This is a genomic window from Streptomyces sp. NPDC047917, from assembly GCF_043204345.1.
Classification (GTDB): Bacteria; Actinomycetota; Actinomycetes; order Streptomycetales; family Streptomycetaceae; genus Streptomyces; species Streptomyces sanglieri.
Window position 1 is genome coordinate 39,022 of sequence record NZ_JBIDCA010000016.1, and the last position, 14,026, is coordinate 53,047.

The following is a 14,026-nucleotide window of genomic DNA, read 5'->3' on the forward strand; positions in this document are numbered from 1 at the left end:
GCGCTTTCCACACCTGCTGAACCGTACCCGTGCCGACGGCGCACGCAACAGGTCCCGGGTGTCAGGAACTGCTCTGCGAGCCGCTGTCAGTGGTGGGGTACAGACTGTCCGATGTCCGACACAATGGCGTTTCGGGAGGTTCGGCCATGACCGACGTACTGCTCACCGTGGGCACCCGCAAGGGACTCTTCATCGGCCGCAGGCGCGGCGGCACCTGGGAGTTCGACGGCCCGCACTTCAATGCCCAGGCGGTGTATTCGGTCGCCGTCGACACCCGCGGGCAGGTCCCACGGCTCCTGGTCGGCGGCGACAGCGCGCACTGGGGCCCAGCGGTCTTCCACTCGGACGATCTGGGCAGTACCTGGGTCGAGCCACGACAACCGGCGGTGAGGTTCCCGCCGTTCACCGAGGCATCGCTGGAGCGGGTCTGGCAGTTGCATCCGGCGGGCCCCGAGGCGCCCGACGTCGTGTACGCGGGGACCGAGCCCGCCGCGCTGTTCCGTTCCGAGGACCGCGGGGAGTCGTTCGAGCTGGTCCGCCCGCTGTGGGAGCATCCGACGCGTTCGAAATGGGTGCCCGGCGGAGGCGGGGAGGGGCTGCACACCGTCCTGACGGACCCGAGGGACGCCCGTTCCGTGACCGTCGCGGTCTCCACCGCCGGGGTGTTCCGCACCAAGGACGGCGGTGCGAGCTGGGCCCCGTCGAACAAGGGCGTGTCCGCGGTCTTCCTCCCCGACCCGGATCCGGAGTTCGGGCAGTGCGTCCACAAGGTGGCCAGGGACGCGGTCGATCCCGACCGGCTCTATCTCCAGAACCACTGGGGGGTGTTCCGGAGCGACGACTCCGGGGACAGCTGGACCGACATCGGGCGGGGACTGCCGTCGGACTTCGGCTTCGCCGCCGCCACGCACCCGCACCGCGCGGACACGGTGTACATCTTCCCGATCAACGCCGATGCCGACCGGGTGCCCGCCGAGCACCGCTGCCGGGTGTTCCGGACCGGCGACGCGGGCCGCACCTGGGAGCCGCTGTCGACGGGCCTGCCCGAGGAGACGCACTACGGCACGGTGCTGCGCGACGCGCTCTGTACGGACGATGCCGACCCGGCCGGGGTCTATTTCGGCAACCGCAACGGCGAGCTGTACGCGAGCGCGGACGACGGGGACAGCTGGCAGCAGCTCGCCTCGCATCTGCCGGACGTCCTGTGCGTGCGGGCGTCGGTGATCGACGGCTGATCACGGACAGCGGGCACGCCGCAGCCATCGACGCGCCCGCGTCGGCCGTCCACGCCCCGGCCGTCAGCACGTCGACCGCCGGCACGTCGGCACGTCGGCCTTCGGCGCCCGATCGCCCGGTGCCCCGGCCGGCCCTGTGCCACCGGCTGACCACTTCCTGCCGGTCATCGGCCCAACTCGATCCCCCGGAGCAGCAGTTCCGCGCCAAGTGACGCGGCCTGAGGCAACCCCCGGGCTTCGCTCTCCGTCCTCCGGGAGCGGGGGCCCCAGGGATTTCTGGGGAGTTCGAGAAGGCCGATGACCAGGAGGACCACCTTGATCCGTGTCTCGCGCACGGTTACCGCCGCACTGGCGGTACTCACCCTGACCATGGGATGGCCGGAACTGGCGAGTGCGTCGCCGCAACCGGCACACCCGCAGCGATCCGCCGAATCCATACCCTCCATATCGCCGGGCGAGCCGGACGGCCGGCTCCCCGCGGGCTGGCGGATCACCGGAACGGGAGCCGGGCAGGAGCTCGTCTGGACCTCGTCCGACCCGGTGCCCATGGGCGATGCCCGGGTCGAGTTCTACACCGGGGACCGGCTGCTGGGCCGGGCGGTCGCCGCGCAGGACCGGCGTACGTTCCGGATGAAGCTCGACGGCGTACGCCTCGGACCCGTGACCGGCCTCAAGGCGCTGGCGGGCGGACGGCGTCTCGACGGGTCCGGTGCCCGACCGGCTCCGGATGCCCGGCGCGCCGCCGAGGCCGCGAAGCCGGCGGCTCCCCTGCCCGCGAACCCGGTCGATCCCGGCGTACCGGGCACGTACCGGACCGTCAGCGGCGAGTACACCCTGAAGTCGGTGCGGTTGCCCGGGTTCAGTGCCCCGGTGGAGATGCGCGCCGCGGTCGTGTCTCCGGCCGGCGCACCGGGCCGGCGGCCGCTCGCGCTGTTCCTGCACGGCCGGCACTACACGTGTTTCAACGCCAAGGGCGATCAGGGCATGTCCTGGCCCTGCGAGGCGGGCACCCGGCCGGTGCCGAGCCATCGGGGCTATCTGCGTGACCAGAAGCTCCTGGCCTCCCAGGGGTACGTCACGGTGTCCATCTCGGCCAACGGGATCAACGGGCAGGACGATGCCGCCGACGACGGCGGCGCCCAGGCGCGCTCGTCCCTGGTGCGGCTGCACCTCGCCCGCTGGGCGGACTGGGCCACCCACCGGTCCGCGGCGCCCGCCGCCGTGCGTGCCGCACCACCCGCCGACATGTCCAGGGTGCTGCTCGTCGGCCACTCCCGGGGCGGCGAGGGCGTCAACCGGGCCGCGCTCGACAGCCTCTCCCGGCCGCCCGCGGACCAGGACGGCTACCGGGGCCCGGTGCGCTGGCACATTCGCGGCACCGTCCTGATCGGCCCGACCGTCTTCGGCCAGAACCCGGTTCCCGACGTGCCGTCCATGACCGTCCTGCCGGGCTGCGACGGCGATGTGTCCGACCTCCAGGGCCAGATCTACGTCGACGGCACCCGAGGCGTCAGCCGTGGCGCCGCACTGCACAGCGCGGTCTACGTGGTCGGCGCCAACCACAACTTCTTCAACAGCGAATGGACGCCGGGGCAGGCGGAGGCGCCCGCCGACGACGACTTCTGGGACGACGGCACCCCGGACCCGGTGTGCTCGCCGGGCAAGAAGGCCCGTCTCACCGCCACTTCGCAGCAGCGGGCCGGGGCCACGTACATCGCCGCCGCGGCCCGGCTGTTCGTCGCGGGTGACGATCGCGTACGCCCGCTGCTGGACGGTTCGGACCGGCGCGCGCCCTCGGCCGGTCCGGCCCGGGTGCTGACCCACGCGGTCGGCGGGAAGCGCACGCCCGCGTTCCTGCCGGACACCTCGACGTCCGTGACGGGCGGCCGGGTGTGCGCGCAGGTGGACACGGATCCCGGCCGCGCCTGTCTGCCGCCCGAGGGGGACGCCGTCTCCCCGCACTTCGCCATGTGGGAGACCCCGCGGGAACCCGGCCGGCACGCGGTCGCTATGCGCTGGTCGAAGCCGGGCGGAGCGGTCAGGATCCGTCCCGCACGTCCGGTCTCCGTGGCCGGTGCCGATTCGCTGGCGCTCCGGGTGATCGTGCCGCCCAACACCACCGGCACCCGGCTGGACATCGCCCTCACCGACGCCTCGGGCCGGCGGGCGACGCTCGGCGGCACCCGGATCGACGGGCTGCCGGGCAGCGCCCGGACCGCCTCCTACTGGGGGCGCGAGATCCGCGTACCGCTCTCCGCCGCCGTGCGGAGCAAGGTGGACCTGAAGCACGTGAAGAGCCTGGAGCTGACCCCGCGAAGCGGTTCGGGGCAGGCCTGGCTGGTCGACGCCTGGGGCTGGCGACCCGGAACCCCCGCGGTCCGGGCCGCCTCGCTGCCGCGCGTGGACATCGGCCACCTGAAGGTCTCGGAAGGCGATTCGGGGGTCCGGACCTACCGTGTTCCGGTGCGGGTCTCCGGGCACGGCAGCGGTCGGGTCCGGCTGTTCGTCTCCGATCCGGACAAGACCGAGCCCGGCTACCGGACGGTGACGGTGCGTCCGGGCAGCCATGACATCGACGTGCCGGTCGAGGTCCGGGGCAACACCCGCTACGGCTACGACATCACGCACAGCGTGTTCGTCAAGGCGGTCCGCGGCGCGGTCGTCGGCTCCCACCTGGGCGGCCTGACCGTACGGAACGACGACCCGATGCCCACGGTCGAGGTGAAGCCGGTCGCGGACCGGGTCACCGAGGGGCAGAGCCTGCGCTGGAGGATTTCGCTCTCCGCGGTCGCCGATGTCGACATCGACTCCGCCGGTTTCGAGATCCAGCCGGTCGGCGCGGGGCCGGAGCTGTCCACCCTGGACGTCGACGGAACATGGCTGAGGGAGACGTTCGACGAATCGCCCGACCCGGCCCGGCCGCTGTCCAAGGTGTCCGAGCCGTCGTTCCTGCCGGCCTTCGTGCCCGCCGGGAAGCTGAGTACCGAGGTGGCCGTGCCCACGGTCCGGGACGGGGTCGAGGAGCCCGAGGAATCACTGCGGATGCAGCTGATGACCTACGACGATTCCTGGGAGCCGAAGAAGGGACCGGTGTTCACCGGCACGGTGCGCGACGCACCGTGAACCGGCTCATGACCTGAGCCTCTCGTTCGGATCACGCCGGGCTCGTGTGCCCCGGCACGGTCCGAACGAAAGACCCCGGCGGGATGCGGCACCGGCTCCGTGCAGGAGCCGGTGCCGTTCCGGGGCCGGTGACGCGTGTGCCCGGTCCGCGTCGTGCCTGTCAGGGAAGCTGCCAGTCGACCGGCTGGGCCCCCTGGCGCAGCAGGAGTTCATTGGTGCGGCTGAACGGGCGCGAGCCGAAGAAACCGCGGTCCGCCGACATGGGCGAGGGATGCGCGGACTCGATCGCCGGGTAGTTGTCGAGGAACGGGCGCAGGTTGCGGGCATCGCGCCCCCAGAGCACGGACACCAGTGGCTTGCCGCGCGCGGCCAGGGCCCGGATGGCCTGTTCGGTGACTTCTTCCCAGCCCTTGCCGCGGTGCGCGCCCGGTTTGCGGGGCGCGGTGGTGAGGGCCCTGTTCAGCAGCAGTACGCCCTGCCGCGTCCAGGGCGTCAGGTCGCCGTTCGACGGACGCGCGAGCCCCAGGTCCGTGTGGAGCTCCCGGAAGATGTTCTCCAGGCTGCCGGGCACCTGGGGAACCTCGGGGGCCACGGAGAAGCTCAGCCCCATCGCCATTCCCGGTGTCGGGTAGGGGTCCTGACCGACGATCAGGACGCGTACGTCGTCGAAGGGCTGCTGGAACGCGCGCAGGACATTCGCTCCGGCCGGCAGATAGGTGCGTCCTGCCGCCACCTCCGCGCGCAGGAAATCGCCCATCTCGGCGATGCGTCCGGCAACGGGTGCGAGTGCCTCGGCCCAGCCGGGCTCGACTACTTCATTCAAAGGTCGTGGTGCCACAGAACGTCACTCTACCGGCGTAAACGGTCCGCCCACGGCCCGTAGCCGCTCCGGGCCGCCGAACTCCCCATCCCCCGAACCGTTCTCGCGGTACGGGGGATAGGCTGCCGCCGTCCTTCGTCTTCCTCCCTGGAGTCGGCCCATGAGTACACCGCGGCGATCGCCGGAAAGCACCGGCGCCGGTGCGCGTCCGGGCGGGGTGCCCGCCGCGTCGGGGCCGTACGTGCTCGGCGTGGACTCGGGCGGTTCGGGGCTGCGCGTGGCACTGGGCGCCGTCGGCCCGCCCGCCCCTCTGGCGACGGTGGCCTGCGCCGCTCCGGTGCGTACCGGACCGGCCGGCATCGACGCCGGCCATCTGCTGGAACAACTGCTGCCCGCCGCCCGTCGGCTGCTGGAGCAGTGCGGCGGCGAGGACGGCACCGCGATCGGCGCAGTGGCGATCGGCGCCGCCGGCATGGCCACGCTCGGCGGCCAACTGCGCGCGGAGCTGCCGTCGGCCCTGGGGGACGCGCTCGGGGTACGACGACTGGCGCTGGCCGCCGACGCGGTCACCGCGTACGCGGGGGCGGTCGGTCAGCGCCCGGGGGCGGTCGTCGCGGCCGGCACGGGCATGATCGCGCTGGGTACGGACCTGACGAGCTGGCGCCGGGCCGACGGCTGGGGGCATCTGCTGGGCGACAGCGGCGGCGGAGCCTGGATCGGCCGGGCCGGGCTCGATGCGGCCATGCGCGCCCATGACGGTCGCCGGGGCGGCTCCGCGGCTCTGCTGTCGAGGCTGGAGGCGGTGTTCGGGCCGGCGCCGGAGCTGCCCGGACAGCTCTATCCGCGTACCGACCGGCCTGCTGTGCTGGCCTCGTTCGCGCCCGAGGTCGCCGCGTGCGCCGGGCACGATCCGGTCGCCGCGGGCATTCTGCGCGAGGCCGCGGCACATGTCGCGGAGGCGGCCGCGGCGGTGTGCCCGGCGGCGGGGGCCGACGGCGAGCCGTGCGAAGTGGCGCTGACGGGCGGCTTGTTCCGGATGGGCGATCCGCTGCTCGTACCCCTGCGCGAGGAGTTGGCCCGACAGCTTCCGCAGGCACGGGCGGTCCCCGGTTCGGGTGATCCATTGACCGGCGCGCTGTCCATCGCGCAAGCGCTGGCGATCGGGGATCTGCGGCTGCCCCGCCACCCGACGCTGCTCTGGGTACCTGGTGAGGGGGCTGGGCACGAGCCCGAGTAGGTGGCGACAGAGCAGGACAGTCGACCATTAAGCCGCCCATCGGATAAAAGCGGACAGATAACGCCTGTCCGGGCCCTCCCCGAACAGGGCCGCACCCAAAACCAGTAGCATGCGGCGCCATGAGCACCCCCACTGGGCCCGCTTCCGGCCTGCCTGTACGAATGCCGCGACCTCGCCAGTCCGGACGGCACCGCCGCCCGGAGCCCGTGGTCGCACCCGAGGGCGCTGCCGCGCTCGTTCTCGCCGTTCCCGGTACCCCCTCCTCGGCCACGCGCAGCCTGGCCGAAGAGGTGATCAGCATCGCCCGTTCCGAGCTGCCCGGCCTCAACGCCCGGATCGGCTACCTCGACGGCGACGAGGCCGAGTACCCGACGCTCTCCGCCGTACTGACCCACTGCGCCGCCGAGCGCGTCGCTCGCTACGAGCAGGCGCAGGCCGCGGGCCGTGAGGTCGCCGAGCCCGAGGGGCCCTCCGCCGTCGTCGTGCCGCTGCTCGCGGGGCCGGACAGCGCCCTGATCCGGCGGATACGACAGGCCGTGATGGACAGCGGCACGCAGGTCGAGCTGACCGACGTGCTCGGCCCGCACCCGCTGCTCGCCGAGGCGCTGCATGTGCGGCTGTCCGAGGCCGGTCTGGCCCGCGCCGACCGCGCCAGGCTCTTCACGGTGGCCACGGCCGCCGACGGCATCGTGCTGGCCACGGTGGGCGGCGACGAGGCCGTGCAGGCCGCCGGGATCACCGGCATGCTGCTGGCCGCCCGGCTCGCGGTTCCGGTGATGGCCGCGGCGCTCGACGTCGAGGGTTCCGTCGCGTCGATCGCCGAGCAGCTCACCGGCTCCGGCTCGGTGCAGCTCGCGGTGGCCCCGTACCTGGTGGGCCCGGAGGTGGCCGAGGGCCTGCTGGACACCGCCGCGAAGGAGGCCGGTTGCGCGACGGCCGAGCCGCTCGGCGCCTACCCGGCGATCGGCAAGCTCGTGCTGTCGATGTACATGACGACGCTCGGCATCACGCCCGTCGCGCCGCAGGGCGCCCAGGCGCACTGAGCTTGGCGCGAGGCGCCACGATTCGCCGTACGGGCCCGGTTCTCCGGGCCCGTACGGCGAATCGTGCTGTGTACGACGATCGCGCCCCGTACGGCGAATCGTGCTGTGTACGGCGCGGAATCAGCCGAAGATCACGCAGGAAACGGCGGGCGCGGCCAGCGAGCCGGCGCGGCGCGGGATGCCCGTCTCCGGATCGATGTCGAACCAGCTGACGTCTCCGGACCGCTCATTGGCCGCGTACAGCCGACGGCCTGCGGGGTCGAGCGCGAGGTCGCGGGGCCAGTGCCCGCCGCAGTCCACTGCCGTGACCAGGGTCGCCTGCTCGCCGGTGGCGTCGAGCGCCAGGACCGAGATGGTGTCGTGCCCCCGGTTGGCGGTCCAGAGGAACCGGCCGTCGTGCGAGACGACCACCTCGGAGGGGTACGTCGCCGGCTCGTCGCCCTCCGTCGGCCGCGCGGGCAGCACGGAGGTCTCCCCCACCGGCTCCAGGACGCCCGCGGCGGCGTTCCACCGGCACGTGGTGACGGTCGGTTCGAGTTCGTTCAGGACGTACGCGTGGCCGCCCGCGGGATGGAAGGCCAGGTGGCGCGGCCCCGTGCCCGGCCGCAGGGCCGTCTCGCCGTGCGGCCGCAGCGCGCCGGTCGCCGTGTCGAGCGCGCAGATCCGTACGGAGTCGGTGCCGAGGTCCACGCTGAGCACCCAGTTCCCCGACGGGTCCGGAAGCACCTGGTGGGCGTGCGGGCCCCGCTGCCGGTCGGCGTCGGGGCCGCTGCCCTCGTGCCGGGACACGGAGGCGACCGGGCCGAGGGAGCCGTCCACGAGCACGGGCAGGACGCTCACGCTGCCGGAGTTGTAGTTGGCGGTGAGCAGATGGCCGCCCGCGAGCGCGAGATGGGTCGGACCGTCGCCGTCCACCGGCCGGATGTCGCCGAGCGGCTGCGGCACGTCGCCGGTGACGTCCAGGGCGGCTGCCGCCCCGGGCTCGGTCTCGCTGACCGCGTAGAGCGCGCCGCCGCCCGGACCCGGACCGTGGCCCAGGGCGAGAAATGAAGGATCGGGGACCGTGTCCGTGGTGCCGAGGACCGTCAGCGCCCCGGTCTCCCGGTCCACGGCGGCGACGGTGATTCCCCGTCCGCCCGCCGAGGTGAACGACCCGATGAATGCCCGTACCGCGCCGTCGTCGCCGCCCGTCGCACTGTCCGTCACCGCAATGCCCCTCTCAGCCGACCGATCACGACGGCCCTTGCCGTCGTGATCTTCCGGGGCGACGGTAGCAGTCGGCCATCAGGTCCAGACCACTGCCTCGGCTGCCCGGGCCGCGCGGGGAAACACGTCAGCGGGCGTGTCACACACCGATCAGCGGGGCCCGCGGGTCGCTGTGCAGTGGTGCGGCGAGGTCGGCGAGCGCCCGCTCCAGGCCGTGCAGATGGGCGAGCGCGGGCCCGGCCGCGACCGCGTGCGACGGAATGCCCGGAACGCCCGCCCGGAGGCGCGGATCGGGGGTGGTCAGCGCCTCCACGGATGCCTCGACCCGCCAGCAGGCGGCGGCGAGGCGGGCGTCGTGGGACGCCTCCGGGTCCGCCGCGACGGAGGCCAGCCCGCGCACCTCGCGTGCGCATGCGTCGAGCAGGGCGAGCACCTGCCCGGCGCGGGCCTTTCGGGCGCGCAGCGGGCTGAGCGGATGGACCAGCGGGGCCAGGGACATCCGTACCCGGCCGAGCAGCGCCTCCAGTTCGGCGATCCGGGGTGCGGGGTCGGCGGTCGGGGATCCCGAGAGCCGCGCGGCGGCCTCCGCGGTGCAGGCGTGCACACAGCGCAGGGCCCGCTGTATCCAGGCGTCGGTGGTGGCGTGCGTGGTGACCGGCAGCACGAGCAGCACCGCGAGCATCGCGCCGAGCGCGCCCACGCCGGTCTCCGTCAGCCGCAGCACGAGCAGGGCGGGATCCAGCACACCCAGGAGCCCGTACAGCGCCCCGGCCATCACCGTCACCGAGAAGACCATCCAGGTGTAGGAGACCGCGGCGGTGTAGAAGATCCCGAAGACTCCGGCCGCGACGACGAACGCGGTGGGCACGGGCGCCCCGTGCAGCGGGACGACGACGGCCAGGCCGATGGGGACGCCGACCAGTGTGCCCAGGATCCGGCGGAAGCCGCGGACCAGTGTCTCGCCCCGCGAGGCGGTGTTCACGAAGACCCACCAGGTGGCGCCCACCGCCCAGTACCAGCGCTGTTCGGAGAGGACGAGACCCGCCGTCAGCGCGAAGGCCGCGCCCGCGGTCGCCTGGACCGCCTGCCGGGTGGTCGCCCGGCCCATCCCGCTGCCGGTCACCGGGGCGATCACGACGGCGGCGGGCTGCCGGCGTTCGTAGCACCACAGCCCGAAGCGGACGGTCGACGAGACGAGCAGCGAGAGGGCCACCGCGGAGTACAGCTCGGGCAGCTGACCGGGCATTGTGTGGAGGAACTGCGTGGTGAAGAACGCCATGAACGCGAACACGCCGAGCGAGTGGCCGCGCGGCCCCCACCGCCGGGCGTACACACCCGCGCCGATGACCGCGAGGAACGCCGCGTCCCGGGCCACGGGGTGGTCGTGCAGAGCCGCGGCGAGGGCGAGCACGGGGAATCCGGCGACGGGCAGCAGTGCGGTGGTGACCGCCTGTCCCCGCACCGTGGTGTCCAGCACCGTGAACAGGGCCAGCAGCGCGGCGAGGCCGCCGGTGACTGCCGCGACGAGGGAGTGGCCGGCCAGGCCGCACACCGCGACGGCGAGTCCGATGCCGAGGACGGCCCGGACGCTGCCGCGCAGCCTCAGCCGGCCCGGATCCGGGGCGACGAACATCCTCTTCAGCAACAAACACTCCCGCTTCCGTGCACCGGTCCTGCGCACCGGCATGAAAAAGGCGCCGCGGAGATCCGCAGCGCCATCGACGGGTACATCACAGCATCCCTGCGGCCCTTGGCTCAAGCCGGACAGGCTCCACTGGGCCATTGGCACAATCATTTCCGGGGGCGGTGCGCCATCAGTAAGCCAACGGACCGGCGGGCCGCCGAGACCCCGACCCGTGACCGCACCGCCCCCGCGCGGATCGCTACTCCTCGCCCGGCCGCACCGCCGTGGCCTCCTCGACAGGGGTCAGAAGATCCGTCAGACGACGGGCCGACACGTCCCAGGACCAGGACTCCCGGACCCACTCACGACCCGCGGCGCCCATCGCCGCCCGGTCGGGGTCCAGAAGTATCCCGGTCAGCGCCTCGGCGACGGCCGCAGGATCGGTGCCGTCCACGACCCGGCCGGTCCTGCCGTCGAGAACGGTGTCCGGGGCGCCGCCCGAGTCACCGACGACCACCGGCAGACCGCTCGCCGCCGCCTCCAGGAACACGATCCCGAGCCCCTCCGCCTCCAGGCCGGCCCGCCGGGTGCGGCACGGCATCGCGAAGACGTCCGCCGCGGCGTAGTAGGGCGGGGTGTCGGTGTGCGAGACGCCGCCCGCGAAGTGGACCGCGCCCCGGCCGTACCGCGCCGCCAGTTTGCGCAGCCGGGCCTCGTCGGGCCCCCGGCCGACCACCACCAGCTCGGCGTCGGGCACCTTGCTCCGGATCAGCGGCAGGGCCCGGATGAGCGTGTCCTGGCCCTTGCGGGGGACGAGCCTGGCCACACAGAGGATGACGCGCTTGCCGTGCAGGGCCAGTTCGGTGAGCGGGTCGGGCCCGGTGCCGGCCCGGGGCCGGTACACCTCGGCGTCGACCCCGGGAACCAGCCGGCTCATGCGGGCACGGGGGCCGAGCGCGGGCTCGATCCGGGCGCGGGTGTACTGGCCCAGATACGTGACCACGTCGACGCCATTGCCTATCCGGCGCATCAGTCCGCGCGCACCGGGGGTCCTGGCCCACCAGATCTCGTGGCCGTGGGTGGTCGCCACGATGCGCCGTACGCCGCCGCGCCGCAGGGCCGGTGCCATCAGGGCCAGCGGAGCGGCGGCGCCGAACCAGACCCGGTCGCAGCCGTGGGCCTCGGCGATCTCGACGGCCCTGCGGGTGACCCGGCCGGTCGGCAGCAGTGTGCGGGCGGCGTCCCGCACGACGGGGAACGGCAGGTTCGCGTCGTAGGCGGTGTCGCCCGGCTCGTGCGAGGTGTAGACGACCACGTCGTCGTCCGGCACCCGGGTGGCCATCGCGTGCACGAAGGTCTCGATGCCGCCCTGGCGCGGCGGGAAGTCATTGGTGATGACAAGGGTGGAGCCCATGGACTTTTCGGTTCCTTCGGTCGTGGACGGAATCGGTCGGACCGTGTGCGGCGAACGGCTCATCGCCGTGGGTCGCGGGGCTCGACGACCCGCCGGGCGGCCCATGGCCGCTCGGTGGTCCCGGGTCGTACGCCCCTGGGTCGTGACGCTCCTGCCGTCGTTCGGGCATGCCGGAGCGAACGGCGTGCGCGGACGCCGTGGGTGTGCGCTGCGTTGTGTTGCGCGGGTCGCGTTCCGCGCGCAGGTTGTGGCGGTTGTGCTGCGCGCGCAGGTTGTGTTGCGCGGGCCGGGTTGTGGCGGTTGTGTTGTGCGGGCCGGGTCAGTAGCCGGACGGGCGCACCAGGCCCGTTTCGAAGGCGTGGACGGCTGCCTGGGTCCGGTCACGCAGACCCAACTTGGCCAGGATCCGTCCCACATGGGACTTGACGGTCTGCTCGGCGACCACGAGACGCACGGCGATCTCGGTGTTGGACAGGCCCTGTGCGATCAGGGCCAGGACCTCGGTCTCACGTTCCGTCAGCTCACCGGTACGGTCCTTGAGCGGAGCCCGTGGACCGGCGCTCACCCGGGCGAACTCGGCGATCAGCCGCTTGGTGATGTTGGGGGCGAGAAGCGCCTCGCCCTCCGCCACCACCCTTACCGCATGGGCGAGTTCGGCGGCGGAGGCGTCCTTCAGGAGGAATCCGGACGCGCCCGCGCGCAGCGCCTCGTAGACGTACTCGTCGAGATCGAAGGTGGTCAGGACGAGGACCTTCACCGTGGCGCCGTCGGCCCCGGTGATGACGCGTGTCGCCTCGATGCCGCCGAGCCGGGGCATGCGGATGTCCATCAGGACGACGTCCGGGGCGAGTTCGGCCACCTTCTCCACGGCGTCGGCACCGTCCACCGCCTGCCCGACGACCTCGATGCCGGGTTCGGCGTTCAGCAGCACCGTGAAGCCCTGCCGGACCATCATCTGGTCGTCGGCGATCAGTACGCGGATGGCCGTCATCGGGAGTCCTCGGCTGGGTCGGTGGGAGCGGCGGAACCGGCGGGCTCCGCGGTGGGCGGTGCGGGCAGTATCGCAGTGACCTCGTAGCCGCCGTCGGGAGTCGGCCCGGTGGCGAGTTCGCCGCCCAGCATCGCGGCGCGCTCGCGCATGCCGAGCAGACCGTGGCCGACGCCGGTGGTGGGCGGTGCGGGGCGGTCCGGCGCGGTGTTGGTGACCCGTACCGTGACCCCGGACGCCCGGTGGCGGATCTCCACCCGCACCCGGGCCCCCGGTGCGTGCCGCATCGCGTTGCTGAGCGCCTCCTGCACGATGCGGAACGCCGACAGCTCGACGCCCGGCGACAGCGGGCGCGCTTCCCCGGTGGTCTCGGCGGTGACCTCGACACCGGCGCCGCGCGCGTTGCCGACCAGTTCGTCCACCCGGTCCAGCGTGGGCTGCGGGGCGTGCCGTGCGGCCTGCGGCAGCGGGTCCTCGGAGCGCAGTACGCCGAGCACCCGACGCAGTTCGGTCAGCGCGTCGACCGCGTTGCGGCGGATGCCCTCGACGTTCTCCCGCAGTTCGTCGGACGGGTTCTCGACCAGGTGCGGAACGACCTGCGCCTGGATGGAGACGACCGACATGTGGTGGGCGACCACGTCGTGCAACTCGCGTGCGATGCGGTTGCGTTCCTCCAGCAGGGTGCGCCTGGAACGTTCCTCGGCGGTGAGCTCCTCCTGCACGACCAGTTTCGTGCGCACCACCACGAGGCCGCGCAGGGCACCGCCCACCACCACGGTGAGGACGAGAACGGCGATCGCGAGGCGGATTTCGTGGACGTTGCGCCACGGGGTGCTCGCCCAGCAGGCGAGCCCCAGCAGCAAGGTGATCACCAGGGTCTCGACGGCGATCCGGGGACGCACCCGCAGCGCGACCAGGAACAGCACCCCGGCCTGCGTCGCGATCCCGGCCCCGCTCCACGGGTACGCGCCCTCCCACGGGAACGGCTCCCCCAGCCCGGCGTTCGCGGCGAACGGGGTGACCATCACCGTGCCGACCATCGACGCCCACCAGGCCGGCACCGGCCGGTACAGAGCGACGACGAACGCCACCGCCTGGATCCCCGCGAACAGGATGCCCAGCTGGACACCCATCCTGAACGCGAAGGCGTACTGGTTCGTGCCGACGACGAGCACCGCCACCGCGAGCATCACCAGCGGCACCATGACCACCGGCCGCCATTCCAGCCAGCGCGGCTGCCCCGCCTGCCCGTTCGGATCGGCCGCCAGCGTCAGGAGATCCTTGCGCAGGATGCCGGGCAATGCCCGCAGAGCCCGCGCCGTACGCTTCGTCATGT

The 14,026-nt window shown here is 73.1% G+C and carries 10 protein-coding genes; 4 read left to right on the forward strand and 6 right to left on the reverse strand.

Annotated features, from left to right (window positions below; all coding sequences use genetic code 11):
* Positions 1-146: 146 nt before the first annotated feature.
* Entirely contained in the window at positions 147-1,235 is a 1,089-nt protein-coding gene (locus ACGF8B_RS34035; protein WP_392746005.1) for a WD40/YVTN/BNR-like repeat-containing protein, read from the forward strand.
* A gap of 315 nt (positions 1,236-1,550) precedes the next feature.
* A complete protein-coding gene (locus ACGF8B_RS34040) occupies positions 1,551-4,358 on the forward strand; it encodes an alpha/beta hydrolase family protein (RefSeq protein WP_392746007.1) in 2,808 nt (935 codons plus the stop codon).
* Between the two features lie 160 nt (positions 4,359-4,518).
* Here the strand turns inward: ACGF8B_RS34040 and ACGF8B_RS34045 are convergent, their stop codons facing one another.
* Positions 4,519-5,196, reverse strand: coding sequence for a uracil-DNA glycosylase (locus tag ACGF8B_RS34045; protein WP_342284258.1), 678 nt, complete (start codon positions 5,194-5,196; stop codon positions 4,519-4,521).
* Positions 5,197-5,338: 142 nt separating this feature from the next.
* On the opposite strand from ACGF8B_RS34045, the gene ACGF8B_RS34050 reads away from it, so the two are divergent.
* Together ACGF8B_RS34050 and ACGF8B_RS34055 are read left to right on the forward strand one after the other, a co-directional pair.
* Positions 5,339-6,415 (forward strand): N-acetylglucosamine kinase, encoded by a 1,077-nt coding sequence (locus tag ACGF8B_RS34050; RefSeq protein ID WP_392746009.1) that lies wholly within the window; start codon positions 5,339-5,341, stop codon positions 6,413-6,415.
* A 119-nt stretch (positions 6,416-6,534) separates the two neighbouring features.
* The gene (locus tag ACGF8B_RS34055) at positions 6,535-7,458 is read left to right on the forward strand and encodes a sirohydrochlorin chelatase (RefSeq protein WP_392746010.1); all 924 of its coding nucleotides are present in this window, start codon (positions 6,535-6,537) and stop codon (positions 7,456-7,458) included.
* 120 nt (positions 7,459-7,578) lie between these two features.
* Here ACGF8B_RS34055 and ACGF8B_RS34060 read toward each other — a convergent pair whose 3' ends face one another.
* The 5 genes from ACGF8B_RS34060 to ACGF8B_RS34080 all read right to left on the reverse strand — a co-directional run bounded on the left by ACGF8B_RS34060 (position 7,579) and on the right by ACGF8B_RS34080 (position 14,024).
* Positions 7,579-8,664: a lactonase family protein gene (locus ACGF8B_RS34060; protein WP_392746012.1), complete on the reverse strand. Its 1,086-nt coding sequence runs from the start codon at positions 8,662-8,664 to the stop codon at positions 7,579-7,581.
* Positions 8,665-8,803: 139 nt separating this feature from the next.
* Positions 8,804-10,309, reverse strand: a complete 1,506-nt coding sequence (locus tag ACGF8B_RS34065; protein WP_392746014.1) for an FUSC family protein — start codon at positions 10,307-10,309, stop codon at positions 8,804-8,806.
* Between the two features lie 238 nt (positions 10,310-10,547).
* Positions 10,548-11,702 carry a glycosyltransferase family 4 protein gene (locus ACGF8B_RS34070; RefSeq protein ID WP_392746015.1) on the reverse strand — a complete coding sequence of 385 codons (1,155 nt, stop codon included), beginning with the start codon at positions 11,700-11,702 and terminating at the stop codon, positions 10,548-10,550.
* A gap of 319 nt (positions 11,703-12,021) precedes the next feature.
* Positions 12,022-12,693: a response regulator gene (locus ACGF8B_RS34075; RefSeq protein ID WP_392746017.1), complete on the reverse strand. Its 672-nt coding sequence runs from the start codon at positions 12,691-12,693 to the stop codon at positions 12,022-12,024.
* Positions 12,690-14,024, reverse strand: coding sequence for a sensor histidine kinase (locus ACGF8B_RS34080; RefSeq protein ID WP_392746019.1), 1,335 nt, complete (start codon positions 14,022-14,024; stop codon positions 12,690-12,692). The genes ACGF8B_RS34075 and ACGF8B_RS34080 overlap by 4 nt, the downstream gene beginning before the upstream one ends.
* Positions 14,025-14,026 lie beyond the last annotated feature (2 nt).